General features: G+C 38.0%; 27 protein-coding genes. 12 read left to right on the top strand and 15 right to left on the bottom strand.

Annotated features, from left to right (window positions below):
- Nucleotides 1–10: 10 nt before the first annotated feature.
- The 3 genes from EGI05_RS11180 to EGI05_RS11170 form a co-directional block, all read right to left on the bottom strand.
- On the bottom strand, nucleotides 11–2,098 hold the full coding sequence (locus tag EGI05_RS11180; protein WP_123263106.1) for a type IA DNA topoisomerase: 2,088 nt from the start codon (nucleotides 2,096–2,098) through the stop codon (nucleotides 11–13).
- A gap of 20 nt (nucleotides 2,099–2,118) precedes the next feature.
- Nucleotides 2,119–3,570, bottom strand: a complete 1,452-nt coding sequence (locus tag EGI05_RS11175) for a DUF3945 domain-containing protein (protein ID WP_123263105.1) — start codon at nucleotides 3,568–3,570, stop codon at nucleotides 2,119–2,121.
- A 98-nt stretch (nucleotides 3,571–3,668) separates the two neighbouring features.
- Nucleotides 3,669–3,950, bottom strand: coding sequence for a helix-turn-helix domain-containing protein (locus tag EGI05_RS11170; RefSeq protein ID WP_002980966.1), 282 nt, complete (start codon nucleotides 3,948–3,950; stop codon nucleotides 3,669–3,671).
- Nucleotides 3,951–4,109: 159 nt separating this feature from the next.
- Between EGI05_RS11170 and EGI05_RS11165 the strand changes: the two genes are divergently transcribed.
- The 7 genes from EGI05_RS11165 to EGI05_RS11135 all read left to right on the top strand — a co-directional run bounded on the left by EGI05_RS11165 (nucleotide 4,110) and on the right by EGI05_RS11135 (nucleotide 10,047).
- Nucleotides 4,110–4,376: a hypothetical protein gene (locus tag EGI05_RS11165; RefSeq protein ID WP_123263104.1), complete on the top strand. Its 267-nt coding sequence runs from the start codon at nucleotides 4,110–4,112 to the stop codon at nucleotides 4,374–4,376.
- Between the two features lie 326 nt (nucleotides 4,377–4,702).
- Nucleotides 4,703–5,569, top strand: a complete 867-nt coding sequence (locus tag EGI05_RS11160; protein WP_123263103.1) for an AraC family transcriptional regulator — start codon at nucleotides 4,703–4,705, stop codon at nucleotides 5,567–5,569.
- A 78-nt stretch (nucleotides 5,570–5,647) separates the two neighbouring features.
- Nucleotides 5,648–6,127 (top strand): DUF2938 family protein, encoded by a 480-nt coding sequence (locus tag EGI05_RS11155; protein WP_123263102.1) that lies wholly within the window; start codon nucleotides 5,648–5,650, stop codon nucleotides 6,125–6,127.
- Between the two features lie 12 nt (nucleotides 6,128–6,139).
- On the top strand, nucleotides 6,140–7,519 hold the full coding sequence (locus tag EGI05_RS11150) for an MFS transporter (RefSeq protein ID WP_120231252.1): 1,380 nt from the start codon (nucleotides 6,140–6,142) through the stop codon (nucleotides 7,517–7,519).
- Nucleotides 7,520–7,526: 7 nt separating this feature from the next.
- Nucleotides 7,527–8,261, top strand: coding sequence for a DUF2490 domain-containing protein (locus EGI05_RS11145; RefSeq protein WP_123263101.1), 735 nt, complete (start codon nucleotides 7,527–7,529; stop codon nucleotides 8,259–8,261).
- Nucleotides 8,262–8,335: 74 nt separating this feature from the next.
- Complete coding sequence (locus tag EGI05_RS11140; protein ID WP_123263100.1) at nucleotides 8,336–8,905, top strand: Crp/Fnr family transcriptional regulator; 570 nt, start codon at nucleotides 8,336–8,338, stop codon at nucleotides 8,903–8,905.
- A gap of 131 nt (nucleotides 8,906–9,036) precedes the next feature.
- Nucleotides 9,037–10,047 carry an NAD-dependent epimerase/dehydratase family protein gene (locus EGI05_RS11135; RefSeq protein ID WP_123263099.1) on the top strand — a complete coding sequence of 337 codons (1,011 nt, stop codon included), beginning with the start codon at nucleotides 9,037–9,039 and terminating at the stop codon, nucleotides 10,045–10,047.
- A gap of 32 nt (nucleotides 10,048–10,079) precedes the next feature.
- Here the strand turns inward: EGI05_RS11135 and EGI05_RS11130 are convergent, their stop codons facing one another.
- The 3 genes from EGI05_RS11130 to EGI05_RS17980 are packed head-to-tail and all read right to left on the bottom strand — an operon-like array spanning nucleotide 10,080 to nucleotide 12,067.
- Nucleotides 10,080–11,474 (bottom strand): cbb3-type cytochrome c oxidase subunit I, encoded by a 1,395-nt coding sequence (locus EGI05_RS11130; protein ID WP_120231256.1) that lies wholly within the window; start codon nucleotides 11,472–11,474, stop codon nucleotides 10,080–10,082.
- Complete coding sequence (locus tag EGI05_RS11125; protein WP_166668339.1) at nucleotides 11,464–11,892, bottom strand: c-type cytochrome; 429 nt, start codon at nucleotides 11,890–11,892, stop codon at nucleotides 11,464–11,466. The genes EGI05_RS11130 and EGI05_RS11125 overlap by 11 nt, the downstream gene beginning before the upstream one ends.
- Nucleotides 11,885–12,067, bottom strand: a complete 183-nt coding sequence (locus EGI05_RS17980) for a hypothetical protein (RefSeq protein WP_166668340.1) — start codon at nucleotides 12,065–12,067, stop codon at nucleotides 11,885–11,887. The genes EGI05_RS11125 and EGI05_RS17980 overlap by 8 nt, the downstream gene beginning before the upstream one ends.
- Nucleotides 12,068–12,255: 188 nt before the next feature.
- On the opposite strand from EGI05_RS17980, the gene EGI05_RS11120 reads away from it, so the two are divergent.
- The 5 genes from EGI05_RS11120 (at nucleotide 12,256) to EGI05_RS11100 (ending at nucleotide 17,483) form a co-directional block, all read left to right on the top strand.
- On the top strand, nucleotides 12,256–13,743 hold the full coding sequence (locus EGI05_RS11120) for an MFS transporter (RefSeq protein ID WP_123263097.1): 1,488 nt from the start codon (nucleotides 12,256–12,258) through the stop codon (nucleotides 13,741–13,743).
- 30 nt (nucleotides 13,744–13,773) lie between these two features.
- On the top strand, nucleotides 13,774–15,105 hold the full coding sequence (locus tag EGI05_RS11115) for an MFS transporter (RefSeq protein ID WP_123263096.1): 1,332 nt from the start codon (nucleotides 13,774–13,776) through the stop codon (nucleotides 15,103–15,105).
- Between the two features lie 19 nt (nucleotides 15,106–15,124).
- Nucleotides 15,125–15,592 carry a hypothetical protein gene (locus tag EGI05_RS11110; protein WP_042721898.1) on the top strand — a complete coding sequence of 156 codons (468 nt, stop codon included), beginning with the start codon at nucleotides 15,125–15,127 and terminating at the stop codon, nucleotides 15,590–15,592.
- Nucleotides 15,593–15,596: 4 nt separating this feature from the next.
- Complete coding sequence (locus tag EGI05_RS11105; protein WP_123263095.1) at nucleotides 15,597–16,883, top strand: alginate export family protein; 1,287 nt, start codon at nucleotides 15,597–15,599, stop codon at nucleotides 16,881–16,883.
- Nucleotides 16,884–17,045: 162 nt separating this feature from the next.
- Nucleotides 17,046–17,483 carry an RrF2 family transcriptional regulator gene (locus EGI05_RS11100; protein ID WP_050009576.1) on the top strand — a complete coding sequence of 146 codons (438 nt, stop codon included), beginning with the start codon at nucleotides 17,046–17,048 and terminating at the stop codon, nucleotides 17,481–17,483.
- A 10-nt stretch (nucleotides 17,484–17,493) separates the two neighbouring features.
- On the opposite strand, the gene EGI05_RS11095 is transcribed toward EGI05_RS11100, so the two are convergent.
- The 9 genes from EGI05_RS11095 to ric all read right to left on the bottom strand — a co-directional run bounded on the left by EGI05_RS11095 (nucleotide 17,494) and on the right by ric (nucleotide 26,542).
- Nucleotides 17,494–19,296 (bottom strand): hypothetical protein, encoded by a 1,803-nt coding sequence (locus tag EGI05_RS11095; protein ID WP_123263094.1) that lies wholly within the window; start codon nucleotides 19,294–19,296, stop codon nucleotides 17,494–17,496.
- A 55-nt stretch (nucleotides 19,297–19,351) separates the two neighbouring features.
- Entirely contained in the window at nucleotides 19,352–20,581 is a 1,230-nt protein-coding gene (locus EGI05_RS11090; RefSeq protein ID WP_123263093.1) for a hypothetical protein, read from the bottom strand.
- 13 nt (nucleotides 20,582–20,594) lie between these two features.
- On the bottom strand, nucleotides 20,595–21,215 hold the full coding sequence (locus tag EGI05_RS11085; RefSeq protein WP_042721887.1) for an ATP-binding cassette domain-containing protein: 621 nt from the start codon (nucleotides 21,213–21,215) through the stop codon (nucleotides 20,595–20,597).
- Nucleotides 21,212–21,895: a molybdate ABC transporter permease subunit gene (modB, locus tag EGI05_RS11080; RefSeq protein WP_123263092.1), complete on the bottom strand. Its 684-nt coding sequence runs from the start codon at nucleotides 21,893–21,895 to the stop codon at nucleotides 21,212–21,214. Before modB ends, EGI05_RS11085 begins: the two co-directional genes overlap by 4 nt.
- Entirely contained in the window at nucleotides 21,896–22,696 is an 801-nt protein-coding gene (modA, locus tag EGI05_RS11075; RefSeq protein WP_123263091.1) for a molybdate ABC transporter substrate-binding protein, read from the bottom strand.
- 103 nt (nucleotides 22,697–22,799) lie between these two features.
- On the bottom strand, nucleotides 22,800–23,024 hold the full coding sequence (locus EGI05_RS11070; protein ID WP_123263090.1) for a hypothetical protein: 225 nt from the start codon (nucleotides 23,022–23,024) through the stop codon (nucleotides 22,800–22,802).
- Between the two features lie 24 nt (nucleotides 23,025–23,048).
- Nucleotides 23,049–23,501, bottom strand: a complete 453-nt coding sequence (locus tag EGI05_RS11065) for a hemerythrin domain-containing protein (RefSeq protein ID WP_042721884.1) — start codon at nucleotides 23,499–23,501, stop codon at nucleotides 23,049–23,051.
- A 56-nt stretch (nucleotides 23,502–23,557) separates the two neighbouring features.
- On the bottom strand, nucleotides 23,558–25,801 hold the full coding sequence (locus EGI05_RS11060; protein ID WP_042721883.1) for a nitric-oxide reductase large subunit: 2,244 nt from the start codon (nucleotides 25,799–25,801) through the stop codon (nucleotides 23,558–23,560).
- Nucleotides 25,802–25,825: 24 nt separating this feature from the next.
- Nucleotides 25,826–26,542 carry an iron-sulfur cluster repair di-iron protein gene (gene ric, locus EGI05_RS11055; protein ID WP_042721882.1) on the bottom strand — a complete coding sequence of 239 codons (717 nt, stop codon included), beginning with the start codon at nucleotides 26,540–26,542 and terminating at the stop codon, nucleotides 25,826–25,828.
- Nucleotides 26,543–26,566 lie beyond the last annotated feature (24 nt).

Below are 26,566 nucleotides of genomic sequence, written 5' to 3'. Positions count from 1 at the left end.
TTTTTTGAAATTAATTTCTGATTCCAAATTCAAATGATGTACTAAAATCTTCTTTAAGAACTATAAAAGCATCAAACTTCTTCCCGTTTTTACTTTTCATGTTCTTGACGAGTGATGTTTTATTTTGAGTTAATAATAAAGTAAGATCTTTAATAGTTAGCTGTATTCCACAGATAGTTCTAAAGAGAATCCAACTGCATTGTTCATCCGGGCATTTTACGATTTTGTCTTTGATAATAAGAGTATGCTGTTGGCATTTGGGGCAGTTGAGTTGTGGAATATTTTCTTGAGGAATATGGAGTGATAAAAGTTCGCTGGTGATTTCTGCTGTGTAGTGTTGGATGTCGTTGATGAATTGGTCTTTGTTGAGTTCACCTTTTTCAATTCTATCCAGTGCTATTTCCCACTCTGCGGTCATTTGGACGTTAGCAATTTTCTGGTCTTTGACAAGGTTATAGACCTGTAAACCTTTATCGGTGGGATGCAGGATTTTATTTTTTCTGATGATATAGTTTCTGCTGAGCAGGGTTTCAATAATGGAAGCTCTGGTGGCTGGGGTTCCGATGCCGATATTGGATAGCGCTTTCTGTTCTTCTTTGTTTTCAATAGATCTGCCTGCGTTTTCCATCGCTGATAAGAGATCAGCTTCTGTATAAAGATTGGGAGGTTGTGTAGTTTTTTCCAATAGGTCGGTTTTTGTGATCTTCAGTTCATCGCCGATTTTGAGTTCCGGAAGTTCAGTAAGGACTTCGTCACCATTATTGGTATTTTCATTGTCAGAAAGGATTCCTTTTATCGCTCGCCAGCCTTTGCTGAGTATTTTTGATCCCTTGATTTGGAATTCATAATGATGAACTTTGATGGTGATGTGACTGACTTGCTTTGTACAGGCATGGGATAGGGATTCCAATAAGCGGTAAGCAATCATCTCATAAATGGCTTTTTCGGTAGTACTAAGTGCAGAAGGTGTTTTGGTTGTTATGAGTAATCCGTGATGGTCGGTAACTTTTACATCATTGACGATCCGCTTGTTGAAGTTTCCAAATTTTAAATGGGTTATGGCAGTTTTGAATGGGTCGGATGTATTAAGGATTCTGACCAGCTCAGAAATTTCAGGCCATAAATCTTCAGGAATATACTTGCTGCCGGTTCTGGGATAGGTAATAAATTTCTTTTCATACAAGCTTTGGGCAATCTGTAAAACCTCATCGGCAGAAAGGCCAAGCTTTCTGTTGGCTTCTTTCTGTAATTCCGTGAGATCGAAAAGTAACGGAGATTGTTCCTGCACTGTTTGAATGGATACATCCTCTACGACACCTCTTCCCTCCCGCTCTATGAATTTTTGGATTTGTTCTGCTTGCTTCTTTTCTTCCCACTGCAGCTGTGAAAGGCTGGTGAAGTCTGTATATTCTTTTCTATGGCTCAGCTGGATTTGAAAGTACTTTTGCTTGTTGAAGTTTTGATGATGAAGAAACCGTTGACAGATTAAAGCAAGGGTTGGTGTTTGCACTCTGCCTAATGAATAAACATCTTGGTTTCCGGCGATGGTTAATGCCTGGGTAGCGTTGATTCCTACCAGCCAGTCCGCTTCGCTTCTGGCTTTAGCAGCTTCGTACAAACCGTCAAAAGCATCGCCTGGCTGAAGATTCGTAAAACCTTCCTGTATTGCCTTTTCGGTAAGGGAGCTTATCCATAGTCTCTCAAAAGGTTTGTTGCATTGTAGGTAGTGATAGATATAGCGGAAGATCAGCTCTCCTTCCCTTCCAGCATCTGTGGCGACAATAATACTGCTGCATTGATTGATGACTTGTTTTATGGTGTTGAGTTGTTTTAAAGCGGAAGGATCAGGCTCATAGCCGTTTGCTTTCTTTAGTTTTTTAGGAGTCAGAATAAAAGGGTCTGGAAAGATAGGCAAAGAGGTTTTGTTAAAGCCTTTTATACCATAATCTTCCGGCATTCCCAATGCGATCAGATGTCCCAATGCCCAGGTGACACAATATCCGTTACCGGACAAGTAACCGTCTTTTTTTTCATGAGCTCCTAACAAATGTGCAATTTCTCTTGCGACGCTCGGTTTTTCTGCGATGATTGCTTTCATATGAAGGATTTAAATATTGATTATAGTTTTAGCCCCCTTGGTTTTCTAACCTTTTTTTGCTGATCTTCCTGCTGTTGATTGGCAGGCTGCTGCTGTTTTGATTCTAAAGGCTCCTTCACATTTTTAGTAGCTTCATTGGTTTTACCCTGGGTGTTAACCGCGGTTTGGGTGTTGTGATCCTCTGTAGGTTTTGCCTCTTTAAGTTTATTAGGATGGGTAAAGGAGAATTCGGTTTTGGAGGTTTCTTTGTTGAAGGTAATATACCCCTGATAGGCTTTGCCTTTGGCATCCGTAAGGCCGTCAATATAAATGGTTTGCCCGGCTTTGAACTTTTCATACTGTGAATCGTCCAGTTCTTTTCCTCTGAATACTTTAGGTGCTTCTGGATCCGTATGCTGGGTTTGCTGTTGGTTATAATGATGATGTTGACTTTGCTTCGGTGCCTGGTTATTGCCAAACAGAAATTCCACATACCGCTTATCTGCATTGAATTGTACGATGGCATCGAAAAGCTCACCTTTTTTGGAGGTCATGCCTTCAAGATATAAAGGTTTTCCTTCCAGTAAGATTTGTTTTTGATGTTCATTGAGCTGTATACCTTTGATTTCATCTGGAACTTTCATGTACTCCGCCCTGTAAGCTACCAGTTCATTGGTTAAACGGTCACGGCTGATGACTGATGGAATGATTTCATCGGTTTTAGGATTGACCAGATCCACTACCCTGCCCATATTCCCGGTTTCTTTCAGGTTCTTTTTGTCTTCATCACTAAACTGATGACCCAGGAATTTATTATTGAGGTTAGGTTCTTTCCGAATACCGTGCAGATGAACGGCAACCTGCCCTGTATCTCCTGTCTGAAGGGAAAGCCTGACATCCATCTTACTGACCGCCGTTCCAAGGTTTATGGTGATGGGAATTAATGTATTGGTTTTAAAACCTCTGAGTAATGAATCCATAGCGTTCATCTTTTCAAGCTTCTCCTGATTAAGGCCGAACTTTTCCATCGTTTTCCAGTCGATCTGTTCTGGCTGAAAACGATATTCCTGATTGTCTGTGTTGTTGTCCATCGTATATTGATTTTTTGGATTGTTGTTGTGTCGAGGTAAAACTTCGTAGTCTTTCAGCTTTTCTTTTTCTTCGGGGGATGCCTGATCAACATATTTTTGAAGATCCTTGGCGGTATTGACAGCATCATATTCTGAAACTTTGAAAAAGTTGAAATGCGTGGGGTTTTTAAGCTGCCGGTAAAAGTTGGAAAAGAAATTGGAGAATAGATCGCCGTGTTTATCAACCCTGATCAACTGCTCATTATCCTTTTTTTCCTGTGGAGGAACCTTTTGCAGATTGCCATCCTGATCAATTCCTTTAACCATTTCAACCTGGTTGGTATGAATGTTCAGCACTATCAAAGTGTCTGTTGATGGTTTGAGTCCACCAGATTCCTGTGAATTTATCAATTCATCTTCCATTGTATTTTATTTAATGGAACGAAGGTATAGGCTTAATTAAGTGACTCGTAAAGATTGGAATGGTGATGAATGATTTGGCGGTGGATGTCTTGCTACTATCAAGAGTTTAAACACTCCCGGATCAATTGATGGACATCAGAAAGCTTATAATACAGCTTTCCGCTGATAGTATAGTAAGGCAGTTTCTTATCAGTCCGGTACCGCTGTAATGATCGGGAACTTATTTTTAAAAGCTGTAAAACATCCTGGTTATCCAGAAGCTGCTCTCCGTCTACTTCTATAAATCTGGATTGGTTCTTAAGCATCTGTTCTTTCAGTAGGTCAAATCTTTCCATGATTCTTTCCATCCAGGCTATAAATTCTGTTCTTTCGATATTCATAACTGTGATTTTTATGATTGCTGGTGATGTAAAATTGAACAAGAGAAATCATATAAAATCACTACTTTTTCATAGTAATGAAAAAAAATATCGATTGATAGAAACCTTAACCCACAGGATTGTAACTTACAAATTATTTAATAGTAATGACTACCGACTATGAGTGAAATGTCTGATTTTAGAGAAAATTATATTAAACAACTTGAAAGAGAGGCAGAAAAAGCATTAAAAGACAATGAAAAAATAATTCTTGAGTTTATACACTTTGCTACGAACAAGAATCTAGAATTAACTACTCAAAATTTTAAGTATACGCAAATATCAGGCATTATTGTTGAATCACCTGACATACTTTTGAAATTAAACGAAGATCTATTCCCTGACAAGGGCGGGCTTTTAGACTATAAGATGAGAAGTTCAATTTAAAAAGCAAATATTCTCTGATGGTTATTTTTTTACAGACAACTATATCACAATGGCTAAGTCTTTATTCAGACGGAACTACTCATTTTTAAACGGCTACCAACTGGCTCATTGTGATTCTCTTTTGAAATATTTTCTACATGCGGATCGGAAAAGGATATCCGTATCAATGATATGATAATAAATACAGATGTTTTCTTGGGGAGAAGATCAATTTGGAAAAACATTATATCTAAAATGATTTAATCGCAATCAACGAATGATTAGATAGTATAATGGAACGAAATATTAATTAATTTTGTAGACAGATACTGAATATTATTACTATAATGCAAATAATACCTGTTAGAAATATTCATTCAAGGATAAAAGAGCCTGGTACTTCGGGAGAATTTATTATCTGGAATTTGCGTGAACTTTTAGCTGGCAAAGATATGGTGCAGGAACTACACAGGCACAGTTTCTATTTCCTGCTCATTATAGAAAACGGTACCGGCGAGCACATTATTGATTTTATTTCTTATCCGTTGGTTGATCGATGTATTTACCTGATACATCCGGGGCAAGTTCATGAACTTATGCTTAGCTCAAATAGCAAAGGCTATCTTTTACAGTTTACGGATGAATTTTACCTGAATTATGATATCACAACAAATCAGATACTGAAGGAAATCAGTCAGAATAGCTACTATTCAGCTGCCCCTGAATCTTTTGAAAAAATATTGTCTTTAATGGCAACAATAAAAAAAGAAATATCTGATAAAAAATATAGATATGAATATGCCATACAAGTAAATCTTCAATTGCTTTTTGTAGAATTATTAAGACAAAAACATAATCTTATTACAACTCAAACTGATGAAAAAAAATCTTATCAGTTAAAACGTTTAGAAGAATTTAAGGAGTTGATAGCCGATAACATCTCTGATCATAAACAGATTTTTTGGTATGCTGATCAAATGAATATGACTACCTACCAATTAAATTCCATCACAAGAGCAACTTTAGGCAAAACATGTTCAAAGCTCATTAACGATCATATCTTGCTTGAAGCAAAACGCTATCTTTTGGCCACGACCAATCAGATTAACCAAATCTCATGGCATCTTGGATATGAAGATGTCTCTTATTTTATCCGTTTCTTTAAAAAACATACAGGCTATTCTCCAGAAGCGTTCAGAAACAATTTTAAATAAGTCCCATTCAACTTCATTTTTGTCCTATTATCTGGGTAAAGCTCTATAATACCTTTGCAGCTGTAACATGCAAGGTGTATGAAAATAATACGAAAAATACTGCTTACGGGAATTGTCGGAACATTCTCAACGGATATTTGGACTATCATTCTAAAGGTTTTTGGAGTACATTCTCACGGACTGTTGCTTGTAGGCCAATGGATAATTTCTCATTTAAGCCTATCCTCGCAAAAAGAACTTGAGGGGAAAGCATTATATCTCGGTTGGACGGCGCATTACTGTCTTGGAATGCTATTCGCCTTTGTACCCATTGCGCTATATGGACAGAAGTGGCTGCATCGCCCTACTTTTGCTACCGCATTAATCACAGGCCTGACTACATTCATGTTCAGTATTTTCATCATCCAGCCGATACTAAATTTTGGTGTGGCATTTTCCGAATATACCGGACAGCCTGTTATTCTCCTGAAAGTAGCCTTGTTTCATATTGTGTATTGTATCGGATTATACGGTACAGCAAGAATAATAGCTAATTGTCCAAAAACTCAAAAAACATAAAAAATACCGAATATGAAATACACTGATAAAGGATTGTTAACGACAATTTCACTATGCATATTGCTAGCCTCCTTGGGAACCAGCATTGTTAATATTGCACTTCCTTCATTAACTGCTTTTTTTGCGGCGAGCTTCCAGGCCATTCAATGGGTTGTTATTGCTTACCTGCTTACTATTACTGCATTTGTTGCCATTGCAGGCAAGTTGGCAGATCAACATGGTCATGAAAAAACGTTACTTTTCGGAATCGTTGTATTTACGCTTTCTTCATTAGCGTCGGCGTATGTGTCTAATATTTGGTTATTAATTGTTATGAGGGCAATTCAGGGAGTAGGAGCTGCTATATTGTTGACGGTAAGTATGGCAATGGTTAAAAGGAATATAGCAAAGGAGAGAACTGGAACTGCTATGGGGATTCTGGGTACAATGTCTGCCATCGGAACTGCAATAGGACCTTCAGCAGGAGGATTACTGTTATCCCATTTTGGATGGCCGTCTATTTTTCTACTGCTTACTTTTTTGGGAATAACAGTTTTTTTTCTGGCAAAACGTTTTCTCACAAAAGAAGAGCCTATATACAGATCTGGACAAATACATTTTGCCGATATGCTACTGCTCTCGTTTACGGTAGGAACCTATGCATTAGCAATGACCATCAGTAAAGAAAGTTTCAATATATACACACTTCTGTTATTTCTGGTTTCACTTCTTTTGGGAATGCTTTTTTTCTTGGTACAGAAGCGCAGAACACATCGCCTGATAGATGTCAGTATCACTAAAAATAAACTCCTGATAAGTTCATTACTGAGAAATTTAATTGTTTCATGCTTGATGATGACTACGCTGATTGTCGGTCCTTTTTTCCTTGCGTCAGGTTTAGGGTTCAGTAATGACGTAGTAGGTGGAATAATGTCCATAGGCCCGATGATTTCCATTTTCACTGGCATTCCTTCTGGGAAGATCGTAGATAATATTGGTACTGAGCTTACTATGAATACAAGCTTGATTATATTGCTTGCCGGGACACTATGTTTAGCCTTACTGCCCGGTATTTTTGGATGGGTAGGATATGTTATCGGAATCATCCTGCTAACTCCGGGATATCAACTGTTTCAGGCAGCCAATAATACTTCTATAATGTCAACAGTAGGTGAAAAGCAGACAGGTGCTGTTTCTGGTATTCTGAATTTATCCCGTAATATCGGGCTTATTACAGGAGCTTCGCTAATGGGCACATTATTTATGAAGGCTACAGAATCCGCACCCGAAGCAGCGAGTCAATCCGAAAGAATGTTTTTCGGACTTCAGATAACCTTTCTTTTTGTTGCTTTCCTTCTGATACCGTTAATCCTGAAAAGTCTTGTCCATAAATATAAGTTAAATAAAAAGTAAATAGAAAATGATTTCAAAAATCTCATTATTGCACGCTATTGCTATCCCTTTTTTGAGAACGTTCACTCTGGTATTATTTTTATCCTCTTTGCCTGTCTGCGCACAAACGGTCAATGAGTTTAATTCGTGGTGGTATTACACAGGAACGTATAAGATACTGCCCCGCATTAACGTGCAGACAATGTATTCGTGGAATAGGAATGATTTCGTTAGAAACTGGCAACAATCAAAACTAAAAATAGGAGCCGACTATGAGTTTAACAGGCATTGGAAAATTGCTGCGGGTTACGAATGGATAATCCTTTATCCTTACGGAGAATTTCCTATTTCAAAAAAGCGTACGGAACATCGGATTTATGAAGAATTAAAACATGATTTTGTGTTAGGCAAATTCAAGCTAAGTACTAGTGTAAGAGCGGAACATCGCTTTCTGAATACTGATGTAACTCACCGCATTCGATTACAGACGGGCGTAAAATTTCCCGTGTGGAAACAACAGAACCAATCTTTGATAGGTCTCTCTTTTTATGAGCAGATGATATTGAATACAGACAAACAATTGGTGAATCAGTATCTGGCACAAAACAGGCTTTATGGAGGAGCGGATATTTTCCTGGACAAATCGCTTACGCTAGGCCTAGGATATTTAAACCATCGCATTTATTTAACGAAAAACCGCATAGAAAATAATCATACTTTAATAATTTCTTTATACCATTATTTGGATTTGACTAAGAAATAACAACATTCACTAATTTGATGAATGAAAACATCATCCAAAAATAATATCTAAAAATGATTCTCTAATTTTGTAAAATGCATGAAAAATTACTCAAACTAATCTCACCGGTTATACCGCCATCTGAGAGAAAATGGTGTTTACAATATTTTGAGCCCACACTCTTTCCTAAAAACCGAGTGATTGAAGAAGAAGGCATGATACCAAAGTATTTGTACTTTGTAGTTTCGGGATACCTACGACTTTTTCACTACAATGATTATGGAGATGAAGTAACCACTCATATCAACTGTCCACCTGGATTTATCACCTCATACTTTAATTTTATTAATCAGACAAAATCCAATGAAAATTTGGAATGTATTACAGAATGTAAGCTGTTGAGAATTAGCAAAAATAATCTGGATATATTGACCGAAAAGAGTACCCTTTTTAAAAACTTTAGCATTTCAGTTTTTCAGCAATCGCTTGTCTATAATGATAATAGATCAAAAGAACTGGCGACATTAAGTGGTAAAGAACGATACCGGAAATTTATAAAAGATTATCCGCATATTTTACAGAATGTCCCATTACAATATATCGCTTCATTTCTTGGCATGGACCCTAAGAGTCTAAGCCGAATAAGAAAGGAATCACATTTATAAACTTAAGTGATAAACATGACAAATTTGTAGCATTAAAAATTTTAATCACAATTGACATTAAGTAACATTTGTGAAGTATACCTAGAAAAGCTTTGCCGAATTTTGTCTCATATATTAAACAATTAAAAATTATGGTACAGAAAAGTTTGGCTTTAGTAACAGGTGCAAATGGGCATCTGGGAAATAACCTTGTGAGACTGCTGATAAAAAAAGGCGTTCCCGTGCGTGCGGCTGTCCGCAACATCAAAAATACGGCACCTTTTGCAGGGCTGGAGTGCGAGGTGGTACAAGCCGATATAACAAACATGCAATCTCTGACCACTGCATTGCAAGGTATACAAACATTTTATGCGGTCGGTGCTGCTTTTAAACTTTGGGCCAAAGACCCTAAAAAGGAAATCTATGATGTCAATATAGAAGGAACCCGCCTTCAGATAGAAGCTGCTGCACAAGCTGGCGTAAAACGCATTGTTTATGTAAGTTCTATTGCTGCGTTGAACTACACCAAACTTCCGACAAAAGAAAGCAACGGTTACAATCCCGATCGCAGGGATATGTATTATAACTCAAAAAACGACGGTGAAAAAATGGCCTTTAACCTAGCCAAAAAACACAATATAGAACTGGTTGCCGTATTGCCGTCTGCCATGATTGGTAGTGAATCATTTGCACCGCTAAATGTATCTTACAATATCATTAACCTGATTTTGAAAAAACAAATCCCTATAGAAACCAATATCACTCTTAATTGGATTGATGTAAAAGACGTTGCCGAAGGATGCTACCTCGCAGCAACAAAAGGCAGAGCCGGCGAACGCTACATTTTAGCAAACGAACAATGTATGTCGATTAAAGAAACAACCAAAATTGCTCAAGAACTTTTGCCTGAACTGAACATTAAATTACCCACTGCTGTTCCTAAACCCATACTTTTCGCAATTGCATGGCTAATGGAAATAGTAAGCAAAATTACATCAAAAGCACCATTGCTTACTAATAAAGACATTGCCATGTTTTCGGGACTTCAGCAAAATTTTGATATTTCAAAAGCCCGGACAGAACTTGGTTTTGATCCTAAAAATCCAGTGCAAGCAGTAAAAGAGGCAATATACTATCTGCGAGAAAACGAAAATCGCCTATAAATTTTGTCTGAAGCAGCCATCATTAAAACTTTTCAATCTCTCTTCCTTATTGACTCATTGCCCAGGTGGTTAAAAGCATCTAGTCTTCTTTGTTGTGCAGTTTTCGTCTTATACCTAACGAGTATAGCAATGGTGTGGTTGATCATTGGATAGATTATAATACAAATCCCTATGATTAAGCCAGTTCCAAATAAGCCAAATATAATATGTAAAACTTGCATAGAATCCTGAAACATACCAAAAGAGATCTGCTCTGAAAAGTAAATCCATTTTGAACGTTTAACTCCCATCACCAGCAATATAAGCCAAAATCCTAAGAATGAAGCATTAAAGATCCGGCTTCCCAGAAAAATAGTCTTTTTAACTTTTGGTCTCATTCCTTTTACAATTTCCAGGATAAAACTTACAGAAGACAACAGAATAGTGGTATTAATCCCGATGATAGTTCCCATAGAATGAGCCACCGTAATGTGTGTTCCATGTGTAAAAAGATTAATGGCAGGAATGGAAATCAACAATGCTAAAAACAGGTTCAGAAAGATCCATAACTCTGATAACATCAGCATACGGTAAGATACTGAAAACTGTTTCTTACTTTGTGCCGGAATATCTTTTTTCCAAAGATAGATGATTCTTAGCAGGATGATCCATTCCGTCATACTGATGATATATGCTAAATAACGGATCCATTCTGCATTCGGAACGGGATAAATGTGATGTGCCCAATTGAACATCACATTAATAAGACCGAGGAAGAAAAAAAAGAATCCCGTTTTTGAATGGCTGTAACCTGACTTTCCACTGTTTCTTTCCATTACATACATAGAGGTACCGTATACCAACATATTCCATGCCCCTACATAGGCACCGCCTGCTTTCCACTGCATCGTAAGGTTTTGAGTATAGTGTTCTCTGAAGTAAGGCAAGATCCAGAGGTGAGCTTCTGTAAAATGAAAAATCATCAATACGATTCCCGTTCCCCACATCCAGTAATATACAGGCCAACGGGAAAAAGTACGCCACATCACACGAAAATAATAAATTCCGAACAAGATCCATCCTAAAAGAATAGGTACATAGAAACCATGAGGAAATTCAAGGTATTCTTTTCCTTCAAATTTCTTGAATATATAACAAGCCGCTATCAATATACCCGTAAATGTAAAGACCCAAAATTGCCACTTCATAATCCCTGAGCTTGTCTTATCATTCTGGATATACCACATGATCCCGCCAATAGCTGTCATAAAGATCCATGAAAGGGCAAAAAGAGTATGTAACGGCCGAAGAACAGTAAATGGAAATATGGTTTTAGCAAAATCCGGAACCGCATACTGTACACCAGATAAAAAACCAACAAAAAGACACAGTACCAGGCTCAGCAGCCCGATCAGTATATAATAGAAAGGATAAGCGTTATTTTTCATTTTTTACTTTTTGTGGATAGTCTACCCATCCGCCATAATTGATCACAGCATTCTGTGTTGGATAATACCCCGTTCTATCAACTTCTTTTAAAAATTGTAGGATCTGGTCCTGCTGATCAGGCGAAAAATCGAATTTGGGCATGGATTTGATCCCGCTGATCATCATTACCTTTAGATATTCATCACTTTTATCAGGCCTGGACGTAACATTAGTAAGATCCGGGCCTAAATATCCCCCCAGACCATACAGTTGATGACAAGCATTACAATTATTTTCCAGCCACAGTCTCTCACCGTTCAAGGCTTTTTCTGAAAGCTTAAAATCACCGTAATCTGCCTTTTCAGTATAAATTTCTCTATTGTAGAATGCGTAGATGAAAACCATGAAAAGAAAGATGCCCGCGTAGTATTTATTCATCTTCATTGATATTATGTTGTATGAATCTAAGTCTGTAGTGATCTCCAAATAAAACATTCTTCCTATTGGGGACGTTAGGAGCCGGGATCTGCCGGAATAAGGCTGAGTAAAAATGTGTACTTTTTTTCTGCTTCTGAACATATAGGATAATTTCCATCCGCGTAATACTCCTCATAATGAATATTTTAATTACTTGAAATGATGATAATACAACCTCGAATCATATACTCCATTGATCGCTTTATGTATAGAATAACATGATTTATGACACAAAAATAGAAAAAAAATCTATAATAAGACAAAAATGTCTTATTTATAATATCTTTGTGCAAGTAAACTAGATTATTAAAAAAAACCGAAACAATGAACGCAAATTTATCTTCCGCCCACAGAATTCTGTTTCTGAATACTTTGGCATTTACGATCTGTTTTGCCTGTTGGACTTTAAACGGTGTTTTAGTTACTTATCTTGTTGACAACAATATTTTCAACTGGTCTGTGGTAGAAACAGGCTGGCTTTTGGGAATCCCTATTCTTTCAGGCTCTATCATGAGACTTCCCTTAGGGATTTTAACAGATAAATATGGAGGAAAACCTGTATTCTCAACTTTACTTTTACTTTGCAGCATACCTTTATTTTTATTATATTTTGCAGATTCTTATTGGATCTATTTGTTATTAAGTGTCCTATTCGGAATGGTGGGCACAGCATTTGCCGTAGGTATTGCCTTCACTTCTGCTTGGTACCCGAAAGAATGGCAGGGACGTGCATTGGGAATATTCGGAATGGGAAATGCAGGAGCTGCTCTTACTACATTTTTTGCTCCTACTCTGCTCAATTATCTATCTGCTGATGATCCGGAAAACGGATGGAGAATGCTTCCCATCATCTACGGAATTACGTTAACGATCATCGGATTTATATTCCTGTTTTTTGTTGAAAATAAAAAAGCAGCAGTTCAGAACAAATCAGTAAAACAGCTTCTTAATCCTTTAAGCAAAATCAGGGTTTGGCGATTCGGTCTGTATTATTTTCTGGTATTCGGCCTGTTTGTTGCTTTCTCACAATGGTTATTGCCTTATTATGTAAGTGTTTACCAAACTTCATTGGTTTTAGCAGGACTTCTTACTTCCGCATTCAGTTTACCGAGCGGTGTGATCCGTGCATTTGGAGGCTATCTCTCAGATAAATTCGGGGCCAGAAAAGTCATGTACTGGGTACTCTATTCTTCTCTGGTCTTAAGCGGATTATTGATGCTTCCTAAAATGGAGATTTTGACACCGGGAAAAGGAATCACTGCAAAAAAAACAGGAACAGTTCAATCCATTGAAAAAGATAAGATTATTCTTGATAACGGAGAATTCAGCATCAGTTCAAAACCTGAAATACCTCAGCAAACCTCTGTATTACCCAAATCATTTTCATGGCAGGAAGTTTTGGTAAAACACAATGAAAAAGTACAGAAAAAACAACTTTTAGCACAGGGCGTTACCCTCATCAAATTTGAAGCACATATATGGGTTTTCTCCATTCTTGTCATTCTTATTGGCATTATGTGGGGAATCGGTAAAGCGGCCGTCTACAAACATATCCCTGAATACTTTCCGAATGAAGTGGGTGTTGTTGGTGGAATGGTAGGGCTTATCGGTGGTTTAGGAGGCTTCATTGGACCTATCTTATTTGGTTATCTCCTAGATTTTTCAGGATTATGGACCAGCTCATGGATTTTCGTGTTCCTAGTTTCAGCCATATCTCTTTTCTGGATGAATACAATAATCAAAAAAATGACACATAAAGAAGCACCACACATTAAGGATAGAATTGAACATGTCAATTGCAACAAAGATTAACATTAAACCCAAAAATAAACAACTAAAAAGATGAATGACTCACATTGGCTCACCAACTATGACTCTTCCAACGAAGAATTCTGGAAACGCAGCGGCAAAAAAACAGCATGGAAAACATTGACCATTACAACTGCGGCTCTCACCTTATCTTTCGCGACCTGGTTTTTATACAGCGTCATCGTTATCAAACTTCCTCACATTGGCTTTCAGTTCACAGATGACCAGCTATTCTGGATGGGAGCAATGCCCGGATTAGCGGGAGGGCTTCTAAGAATTGTCAATACATTTCTAATTCCTATCTATGGTACCAGAAAGGTAGTTTCTGTCAGTTCACTCATCAAGATCATTCCTGTGGTCATGCTTGGATTTGCCGTTATGAATCCTGAGACATCCTTTACTTATTTTATGGTGATTGGATTCTTGTTGGGAATCGGTGGTGGAGACTTTTCATCTTTTATGCCTTCAACATCCTTATTTTTCCCGAAAAAAGAAGCCGGAACCGCACTCGGTATTCAGGCTGGAATCGGTAATTTTGGAGTAAGCCTGGTACAGTTGCTTTCACCACTTGTGATCAGTTTAAGTATCTTTTCATTCATGGGAGGTGGCGAGATCATTGTGGAAACAGGTAAAACCATCTACTTGGAAAATATTGCGTTCATCTATGTTATTCCACTATTTATCATTGGAATCTGGGCATGGTTCTCATTAAAAAGTATTCCGGTAAAGGCATCTTTCAAAGAGCAATTGGACATCTTCAAGGATAAACATACCCTGTACTGTACAATGACCTATATCATGACCTTCGGGATTTTTGCAGGGTTTTCGGCATCCTTCCCTATGATGATCAAAAACCTGTATGTTCCTTTAGACAAAAACCTTGATCCGCTACAGTTTGCATTTTACGGACCGCTTATTGGTTCAGCATCCAGAGTGATCTTTGGAAAAGTTGCTGATAAGATCGGAGGTGCATTACTTACACAAGTTACCGGAATAGCATTGATCATCCTGATTTGCAGATTGATTCTCGGAGGATATTTAACACCTACTTCTCCCGATCAGTTCGAGGGTTTCCTATTTATCGTTTTAGCCATCTTTTTCTTCACAGGAATTGGAAATGCAGCAACGTTCAAGCAATTCCCAGTCATTTTCTCAGATTCTCCGAGAAAAGCAGCCGGAGTTATAGGCTGGACTGCAGCAGTGGCCGCTTTCGGACCTTTTGTGTTCAATGTTTTGATCACACAATCCAGAATGATGACAGGTGATTCAAGGCTCTTTTTCTGGTTTTTGGTAGTGGGTTGCGTAATGGCTACAGCTGTCAACTGGCATTTCTATACCAAATCGGGATGTGAAAGACCTTGTTAATAATAAAAACTTAAAAAAAATGAAAAAAAACCTCATGTTACTGATGATGATGATATCCATCATTCTGAATGTTGTTCTGGTCTATAAATTCTTTTATCAGGGCGAAAAAGTGATCATTAAAAAAGACAGCAGATCCGAGATAAAAATGACCAAAGAAAACCGTGAATATGTGATGGCAGAAATGCGGGGTTTCTTGGAAAGTGTACAAAAGATCAATGACGGAATTGCTAAAAACGATCCCAATATGGTCGCCGGTGTTGGTCAGCAATCCGGAGCCTGTAAGATAAATACCATTCCTCAGGGACTGGTAAGATCTTTACCCTATGAGTTCAAACAAATGGGCTTTCATACCCATGAACTTTTTGATGTAATGTCAAAAATGGCCAAGCAAAAATACGACAGACAGGAAATTCAGGTGAAAATGAATGAACTTCTCAACAACTGTGTTGCTTGTCATCAAACTTATAAAATAACCGCTGAACCTTAATGAAATGTTTAAGAACAAAATTACTTTAGGCGTTTTAAGCCTCGCTTTCGGATTGGCCAATGCACAAATGGATAGTCTGAAAATGAACATTGATCTGCGAACACGAGCAGAACTGGATAATGGAGCAAGAACCCTCATTCCAAAAGGGAAATCTGCAGAGACAACTGTTCTTTCCCGTGCTCGAGTCGGAATAGATTATTATTATAAAAACCTGGAAGTTTACCTCAGTGCACAGGATGTAAGAACATGGGGAGAAACAGCTTCCAATACAGGAAAAAATCAGAACTTCACCATTCATGAAGCCTGGGCAAAATATCAGTTTTCAGGCCAATTTTCTTTGAAACTAGGGAAACAGATTCTTTCCTACGACAACGAACGTTTACTTGGGACATTGGATTGGATGATGCAGGGACGAAGTTTTGAAACTTTGAAAGGTATTTATACCCTAAGTCCGAATTCTAAAATCGAAGCTGCAATCACCTACAACAATGATGATAATGATACCAATGATTTGTCCGAAAAAGAGATTTACAGCATTTCGGAGGGTGGAGAAATCACAAAATCACTTCAGGTTTTGCATTATCAATTTACCGGAAACAACAAATTCCAATTCTCAGCCATCGCTCTGAATAATATTTTGCAAAATCCATCAGGTACCCATTATGATATGTTGACAATGGGAATCAATGCGAAAAAATATTTCGAAAACATCGGTTTTTTCGGTTCAGCATATTATCAAACGGGTAAAAACACAAGCGCTCAGACCAAGTCTGCTTATCAGTTTTCAATCAATTCAGATTTTCTGATTCATCCAAAGATTAATATTGTTGCCGGGACGGAATGGCTTTCCGGTAGGAGTTATGATACTTATTCCGGAGAAAACAGATCGTTCAGCCCTTTGTATGGAACCAATCACCTGCATAATGGGTTTATGGATTATTTTTATTTTGGAACGAGCCATTTTAACGGTTTCGGGTTGAATGATTATTATCTTAAATCTACTTTTAAGTTTAATTCTAACTCCATAATTACGGGTAACCTGCACATTTTCACTACAAACGGAAAACTGGGTGAGAATAATCTGGAAAAAAAATATTCATCTTATTTAGGAAGCGAACTGGATCTGATTCTCATCCAAAAATTCTGGAAAGTGATCACGGTAAACCTAGGTCATTCCTTTATGTTTGCAAGTGACAGTATGAAAGTCCTTAAAAATGTTTCAGAACCAAAAGATCTGCAAACGTGGACGTGGCTTGCTCTGAAAATTGCGCCTAATTTCAAACTGAAATAATTTGTCTTAATCGATGAAAGTCATTAGAATTTTAGTGGCTTTCATTTTTTTAAGCTTCACTTCAACTTTATACCAAATATGAATCTCCTAAAAATCTGTGGTTTCGGCGAGGTTTTTGTATTTTTACAACCAAGTTAGTAGTTTAATCATTAATAAGAATAAATGTTGATATTTTCGAATACATGTCAATATGCAATAAAAGCATGTATTATACTTGCCATTGAAAGGCGGAAGATTGGGATCGCAGATATTTCGGAAAAAATAGGCACCCCTACCCCTTTCACTTCCAAAATTTTACAGCATATGACCAGAAAAAAACTGATTTCTTCAGGAAAAGGAAAAGGTGGTGGTTTTTATCTCGATGATGAACAATTTGAGAATCTGACAATCAAAGACATCTATGAAAATTTTGAAGGTAAGGAAGTTCTTACCTCATGTCTTTTAGGGTTATCCTTATGTAATGGGGAAAATCCCTGTCCCATTCATCACCTTGCTGTTGCTGTAAAGGAAAAAGTGATGATCATGTTCCAATATAAGATCAAAGATCTGAAAGATCTTGGAAGTGTAATGAAGCTGATGAATGAGCCAGGAGTATTTTAAATTCTACAGCTTATAACTGCGGAATCTGGATCTGATCAATTTTTGATCTGTATGATTTCAGTTCAGAAAAAATACGGTCTACTTTTGATCTGAAATAGTTTGTATGGGCAAAAAGATCTTCATAATAAGCAATTCCTTTCAGTAAATTAGCTTTGAAGCTCTCCCATTTTTTCACCTGAGATTTGGTGATCTCTTCAGAAAAATCGGCTATTTCGTTTTTGAGATGATCCACATACAGTTTCAATTCGTTGATAAAGACATTTGGACGACGTTCATCCGGCAAAACATTTTCGTATCCGTAAATATGGCGAACCATTTCCGAAAGTGAAAGTTCTCTGTCGAAAAAGCTAAGATTAGGTCCCGGGCAAATAACAACTCCCTGTTTCTCACCTTTTATCGGCAATCCGTGTTCCAGATAAGCGGAATTGACAAGACCTACACAAAGGCAGGATTTATCGGTGATATTTTTTCTGCTTTTTTCGTATTGTTTATCTGTAAGATTTGCTCTGTTATTTTCCAGCTCATCCATTTTGATATCCTGATATTTTTTTGAAGCGGTACAGGTTCCTTTCGGATCAAATTCTTTGCTTAAAGCCAAAAGTTTTTTAGGACATGAACTCCCGAACTTACTTTTTGCTATATTTTTTTCCTTGATGATCTCATTGCTTGTTCCTTTGATTGTATTGAACGGAACTCCCAATGGTGATATGTTGCTCAGATAGAAGTCTTCTTCTTTTCCTTTCACCAGAAGATCTCTTGTTTCCTGATCGAGAGAAGTAGCTTCCGGAACCAACAAAAACGGAGAACCCCATCCTACACTGTCTGCATTATAATTTGAGAGAAGAAATTCGTGTTCTTCAGAAGTTCCTACACCGCCTTGTACAGAAATTTTAATGTCTAAAGGCTCGGAAGGAGCCGTTTTACCCTTTTGTTTCAATGCTTCGCTCCATAAAGAATATGCCGAAGACTGGAGTTCACTCTTTTTTTGTTTGAATTCCTCCATGATTGGACCCATCAAAAGTCCGTCCGTAGCAAAAGCATGACCACCACAATTCAAACCGGATTCTATTCTGTATTCCGAAACCCAAAGTCCTTTTTTTGCAAGAAAATTTCCCTGGATCATCGCTGAACGGAAATCACTTACCTTGATGATGATCTTCTTTTTCAGTTCTCCGTTTTCATTAGGAAAAAAGTGTTCAAATTCCTCCAGATAGCTGTATAATCTGGGATTCATCCCTGCTGAAAACACTACAGATGAAGACAGTTTACTCTTCGCAAAACCACGCAGAGAAGCATGGGCATCATTATAAATCGTAGGAAGCTGTACATCCTTCACGAAGTTGTCCTTATCTACTTTGGTCATGATGTTGACATCAATTTCGCCCGGAAAAAGGTTTTCATCAATGAATTTTTTAATGTCTGCTGCGAAATCGTTTTTCTTATCGAGAATGTTCTGTAATCCTTTTTTGAAATCGGAAGTACTCGGCAACATTCCGATAAACTGTTTTAAGCTTTCTGTGTTTTTGGTAATTTCTTCTTTAAAATCTTTACATTTTTTCGTAACAATATCATCCATCATATCCAGATATGCCGTGATTCTTCTCGCTCTGTGATCTTCCGATTTTATGGAAATGGCAGAATAATCAAAATTGAATTTCTTACTGTAAAAATCTCTCATTCTTTCCACGATCTCATCATCGATAATAGACACTACGGAAGAAATTCCAAACTGGGCAACACGGATCGGACTGTCTATGGTATAAGCCAGTCCCATTACAGGAATATGAAAATTGTGTACTGGTTTTTTGTTCATTATTTATTAAATTGGTTTAGATTGATATTTTTAAATTCTTTATTGATGTAATTCTTTATTGATGTAATTCTTTATTGATGTAATTCTTTATTCTTAAAGCTCTGATAAACATCCCGATCGAGATCATAATGACCACCGAAGCAAAAAGCAGCCAGTATTTTGCACTTAAAAATGGAATGTAAACGATGGAAAAGAATCCCGAAAGTCCCAAAATAACCTCATTACATATGATCCCGAAGATCATGATCACAATACTGGTCTGAAGGAATTTGTTGATCTTGATATTTTCCAGATGCAGCATTTTCCAGATCAGGAAAAGACTCACTCCCATCAGTAAAACCAAGTGCAAATACCCGATCACGATATTGATATTGCTGAAAGCGTAAATTCCCAGTTCAGGAATTGCCGATAAGATCTGAAGAATGAATTTTCCTAAAAATGCAAAGCCTACAACCACAAGAAGCCATTTTTGTATGACATGCTGTTTTTTGAATAGTTTGGTTTGCTCGAACCATCTCCAAAGTTTAATTGCTCCTATAATCTGAAGGATAGAAATCACACCGAAAAAGATGTGAAGGAGCTCCGGCATATCTATCCATAAAATGGAAAGTCCATATCCGAAAAAGCATCCAACAGCCAATAAGCGGAAAATGGTTTTATTCAGTTTTTCCTGAATTTGAACGCCGTATTTTTTCAGGGAGATCAAAAACAAACCTATGGAGGAAAACAGGAAAAATCCGTTATACTGAAAATGAAGATAAAAATAGGTAGAAGCTCTGAACAGCACATCGAACTCGTCTTTCCTTGCCGAAAAATATCCCAACCCGAAAATTCCGATCGCCGACAATGTAGCAAAGAATGCTCCTGACTTCAGCCAAATGGTTTCAGGATTCTTATTTTTCCTAAGATCAATCAGTAAAAATAGATAATAAGCAAAACCGGTAAATAAAGCTACTGAAGAAAACACGATGGAAAGCCAGAAATACCCTCCATAAAGAAAAGTAATCAGCATTCCGTATGAACCTATCTGATTAAAGGTCTGCAAAAGCTGATATTTTGAAACAGCAATTCCAGCATCACTTTCAGTCAGATATTTCGTAACAAAAAGATAGATCGCCGCCGCAACCCATCCGTAAAATGCAAAATGAGAATGCGATTCCTGCATGAATTTATGAGAAAATCCCGGAAGTGAAAATGCGAGATTATACCTCATCATAACACCGACCACCGATACTATGAAGAAATTGAACAGGCAAAGCTTCAGCCAGAAATTAAAGTTTTTCATTACTACATTATTTTCATTTAATCATCAATTTTCTACACGGAAAAGCACTGAGTTCCTCTTCGCTATGATTGGTCATAAAAACCGTCGCTCCATTATTTTGATGTTCAACGATCTCCGTCATCATTATTTTTCTCATTAAAGGATCCACTGCGGAAAGCGGTTCATCAAGGAGAATGATCTCAGCATCCTGAACCAAAGCTCTTGCCAATGCAATCCTCTGCTGTTGCCCTCCTGAAAGTTTTGATGGGAAAACATTTTCAAAGTTTTTAAGGTTAAATTTTTCCAGTAAACGATCGATTTTTTCAGTGTTTTTTTCCTTCTGTGCAAAAGTAATATTCTGTCTTACCGTCATATTCGGAAACAAAGCATAATTCTGAAACATCAATGCTGTATTACGTTTTTGCGGAGGAAGAAAAATCCGGTTTTCAGTATCCAATACCGTTTCGTTGTTGATGTTAATCACCCCAAAATTCGGAGTAAGCAATCCTGCCATGATCTTAAAAAACACAGTCTTTCCAATCCCCGAATCTCCGGAAACGTGTATAATCCCACCTGTTTCCAGCTGTTCATTAACCTCTAACATTTTACTTCCCGAAGAGGTAAAAATCTGATGTTTTAGGTGGATCTCAATCATCGGAAAGTTGTAAAGTTAATTTTGCGGTTAATACTGTAAATCAGAAGCAAGATTAAAAAAGACAGTATGAAAAGGACAAATGCATACTTATTGGCTGCTTCAAAATTAAGTGCCTGAACCTGATCGTAAATAGCCACTGAGGCAATTCTTGTTTCCTTCGGAATATTTCCTCCCACCATGATCACAATGCCGAATTCCCCTATACAATGCGCAAAAGTGAGCGCAATAGCTGTAATAACGGAAGTCTTTATATTGGGGATAAGCACGCGGAAAAGGGTAACCAATTTTGATTTTCCCATCGTGTAGGAAGCTTGTCTAAGTTCATCAGGCAACGCTGAAAATCCATTCTGTAAAGGCTGGATCATAAACGGAAGGTTAGCAATAATACTCGCCACAACAATTCCATTGAACGAAAAAGCCAACCGGACATCGAAACATTCCTGAAGATATTTCCCGAACGCATTTTCCGGACTGAAAGCCACCAAAAGATAATATCCCATTACGGTAGGAGGCAGTACCATTGGCATACAAATAAGAGTTTCCAGAACAAATTTCAGCTTGAAACGGGAATAGGTGAGCCAATATGCCACAGGAATGCCTATGATGATCAGTATCAAAGTGGTCACCAATGCTAATTTTCCTGTTAGGAATAATGTGTAGATAAATTCCTGATCTAGCATTTAGTGTCGTATTTCAGTTTGGTATCCGTATTTTTGCCAGATCTGTGCTGTTTTTCGGCTTCTTATAAAATCAAAGAACTGCTTGGCTTCTGTCTGTTTTTTTCCTTTCAGCAGGATGCCGCTTTGTGGGATTGAAGCTGCTTCGTTCTCCGACAAGAGATAATAATTCCCTTTAGCTTTCATTTCTTTGCTCATAGCTGTAGAAAGGGCTATAAAAGCGAGATCAGCATTCCCTGTAGCGGCAAATTGTGCAGCCTGACCAATGTTTTCCGCCCAGACTATTTTGTGTTCGATCTTTGGATAGATTCCTGTATTTTTCAAAGCCTGAACGGTATTTTTCCCATATGGAGCCAATTCAGGATCAGCAATTGCGATTTTTTTTATTTCGGGGTTCAATGATGTTTGCAAACCTTCTGAAAGATCAAATGCCGAGCTCCACATCGCTACTTTTCCTAATGCATATATTTCGGCTTTACCGAAATTCCTGTTTTCGTTTTTAATTTTCTCTATGAAAGAGGAATCTGCGGAGAGAAAGAGATCAAAGGGTGCTCCATTGACGATCTGCTGAGTCAATAATCCTGAAGATCCGAAGGTAAGTTCTATTTTTTTACCGGGATTTTCCGTTATATAAAGTTTTTTTAATTCTTCCAGAACATCTCTGAGGTTAGCCGCTGCTGCAACAGAAACAAATGAATTTTGTGTGCTATTTTTCTGATGGCCAGATTCTTTTTTACAGCCAAAAAAAAGTAACAAAGTGAAAATGGTAAAAAATAAATGTCCGAATCGAATCAATCTGTCCATAAGTAGCACGAAAAGAAAGATTTATAATAAGACTTTCTTATCTCTTTTCAAAGATAAGGGTATAAGTTGAATTATTCAAATAACATTTCGTGAAAAATGAAGATTAATCCAGTTTTTTCAGGGTCATGCATTTTTCTTTTTCTCCTGTTTTTATCAGAGAAATGTCAACATATTTTACCAATCGTTTGCTTGCCAATTCAAACTCTTTTGCCTTTTTATCAGCATATTCGTAGGTATACCCTACTCCCATCACCACTTTATGGCCGTTGCAGATCCCCATTGCCAAATAGAGGTACTCGCCTATTCCTGCCTGTTTATAAGTAGTCATACTGTTTAAAATTAATGATAAAAATCATTTCCAGAACTGATCCGGATAGTTGTCCTGCTCTTTCTGATGGATAAGGCTCAGTTTGTTTCCTATTTCCGTCATTTCATCATCTGATAAATGGTTTTCCAGATGTGGAAAATACATTCGTTCTTCAAAACGTATATGCCCGCTCAAAGCATCTGCAAAATCTTCTAAAAGTCTGGGATTCTGAGATTGATTCACAGTATTAATCAGCTTTCTTATTTCAGAATGTTCTTTCTGCATCTGAAACTGAAGGCTTTCATTTTCCGGTTCCGGCAATACGGTATCCTCTATTTCAAAATGTTTGCTCAGGCTTTCCTGCCAAAAATAGTTGATATATTTTTTGATCCTGTCGTAAGTAATATTCTTTCTAACCCCTTCACGGATCTTCCAGCTGCACAACAATCCGAAATGATGATCTCTTGATAGTGGTACTAAATTTTCATTCCTTTTCATATCTTCAAATTTTAAAAAGAACTGCCGCCTTTCAGCAGCAGCTCAAGTTGATTATATTATCTCTTTTCTTTTAATGACCATCCTGTTTTAAGTCCGATAATGAAAATGACGATCAACAGTTCTCCCACAGCAAGCAACACATCCCCGGGAACGCGCAGCCAGCGTAAGGTATGCATCATATCGGTTTGCATGAATTCTGCGGAACGGGCATACCAATATCCTTCTTTAATAGATGCAACAGACTGCATGATGCCAATAGGAAGTAAACTGATGGTAACCATGACCAATAAGCCGATGTTGGTAAGCCAGAATGCCCATCCAATGAGTTTATCATTCCAGTGCCTGTCCGGATACAATCCACGCAATACAAACATCATCAATCCGATTCCTAAAATTCCGTACACTCCGAATAATGCAGCATGACCATGTACAGCTGTTGTATTCAAGCCCTGAATATAGTATAGCGCAATCGGCGGATTAATCGCAAATCCAAAGATCCCTGCTCCTAAGAAATTCCAGAAACACATAGCAATGAAGCAGTAGATCGGCCATTTGTAAGCTCTGATCCATTTTGTGGATTTACTGATCTTATAATTCTGCCATGCTTCAAACCCAATCAATACCAACGGAACAATTTCCAATGCACTGAATGTAGCTCCTAAAGCCAATACTGCGGTAGGTGTAGCACTGAAATACAAGTGGTGGAATGTTCCTAAGATACCCCCTGCAAGGAAAATAATGGTAGAGAACAATACGGCATTGGTAGCGGATTTTAATCCTAATAATCCCAATCTTGTAAATAAGAATGCTGCTACAACGGTTGCAAATACTTCAAAGAAACCTTCTACCCAAAGGTGTACGACCCACCATCTCCAATATTCGGCAATTGCCATGTGTGTTTGTCTTCCGTACATTAATCCTGCTCCATAGAACAATGCGATCGCTACTGCAGAAAGCGTGAATAAAAGTAGTAAATGTCTGTTGGCATCTTTTTTCTTCAAGGCAGGTAATAAGGCTCTGATCATCAATACCAACCACAAAATAAGCCCAACCAATAGTAAAATCTGCCATACTCTACCCAATTCTACATATTCGTATCCGGAATGTCCCCAAAGGAAATTATCAACATACCCTAATTTCTGCATTACTCCGAACCATTGTCCTGCCAATGAACCTAAAACCACGATCAGCAATGCCCCGAATAAAACATTCACCCCAAGTACCTGATATTTTGGTTCGTATCCTGAAACGGCAGGTGCAATATATAATCCTGTTGCCAACCATGAGGTTGCAATCCAGAAAATAGCCAGCTGAACATGCCAGCTTCGGGAAATGGATTGTGGCAGGATCTCATCCAGCGGAAATCCATAGAAAGCACTTCCTTCTACCCCGTAATGTGCGGTAACTACCCCTGCAAGCATCTGAACCAGGATCAGAAGAGCAACAACCCAGATATATTTTAACGTAGCCCTCATGGAAGGAGTTGGCTTCATATTTCTTAAAGGATCTTCCAACGGAAGTTTCTCGCTGAGTTCTTCTTCTTTATGACGGGCATGATAAAATACGAGTAAACCTACACAACCCAACAGCATCAGGACACTGAAACCTGACCATAAGTGCAATGAAGGCGGCGGAATATTACCGATCATCTCATCATGAGGCCAGTTATTGGTATATGAAACCTCATCGCCGGGACGATCTGTGATACAAACCCACGCTGCCCATGAGAAGAAGGCATTCATTTTTGCCATTCTTTCGGGAGTCTTCACTGTATTTTTCGGAATAGCGTATTGATCTCTCAGCTTTGCCATTTCCGGATCATCCATGAATATTTTTGCATAATACTTAGCCAGTTCTGCCTGTACTTTAGCACGTTCCGGACTGATCACAATGGTGTTTGTGGCTTCGTCCAACGTATTTTTGCGGATTTCTTTTTTCAGAAGAACCTTGTATTTCGCCTGTTCATCGTCGGATAAATCTTTATAAACTTTTCCATCTTTTTTAGCCAGTTCTTCCAGAAGAAGAAGTGATTCGCGGTGAAGATAGTCGGCACTCCAGTCAGGCGCGATGTATGCTCCGTGTCCCCATATACTTCCAACGGTCTGTCCCCCGATAGATTGCCAAACATTTTGTCCGTCTTTGATGTCCTGTCCGGTTGCTATAATGGTACCATCTGTAGTTACAATTTTGTCGGGAACCGGCGGAATCTTTCTGTAGATCTCCACGCCATAGAAAATAAGTACCGCAAAGGAACCCAGAATGACCGCCGTGAGCCAGATCCATAATTTTTTAGGTGTCATATACTCAATTTTTAATGTTGTACTTTACTGAAATTCTTTTTCCAGTTTAATTGCTTTCGGGAAAAGGATGTTATTTTCCAGATGAATGTGCTTGTGAAGATCATTTTCAAAATCCTGAAGCATTGAGAAAGTTACTCTATATGTGTTGCAGGCATCAGCCGGAGGAGTGTATTCATCAGTAAGTTCTGCAATCTTTCTCAGTCTTTCCCCTTCTACGGTGTGTTCATGCTTCATCATGTTCACCGGATTTTCCACTGTTCCGAATGGCGGCTGTGGAATTGCACTTCCGTCAATCTGTGCTTTAACCATGTTTTTAATGAATGGGAAAAGCATAAGTTCTTCTTTCTTCATGTGTGCTCCCAGATCCTGTGCAGAAGCATCAAACAGCTCTCTGATCTCAAACAGTTCGGGATGACTTCCGCCATGTACCTTACAAAGCTTGTCTAAAAATGCCTGAAGAACAGGTGTTTTCTCTTCCACGTAGCGGTGATGTGTCTTCTCTACATAATCTGCGAGTAAATCTAATGGCCAACTGTTGAAATCAATAGAATTGTCATCTCTTTTTGAAAGGTTTTCTATTTCTTCGTAGATGGGTTCTGTATCGATCTTTCTGTTTTCGCAGGCTTCTTCGATGGTTCTGCCTCCTTTGCAGCAGAAATCGATTCCGTACTTTTTGAATATTGCAGCAGTTCTAAAATCTTCCGCCACTATTTCGCCTATAAAATCTGTCTTTATATTCATAATTTAATACTTTTTTATCTTTTA

The sequence above is a fragment of the Chryseobacterium daecheongense genome (genome assembly GCF_003729955.1).
In the GTDB taxonomy this organism is placed as follows: domain Bacteria; phylum Bacteroidota; class Bacteroidia; order Flavobacteriales; family Weeksellaceae; genus Chryseobacterium; species Chryseobacterium daecheongense.
Note: the sequence above shows the minus strand (reverse complement) of the source record. Positions and strands in the feature narration are given on the sequence as shown.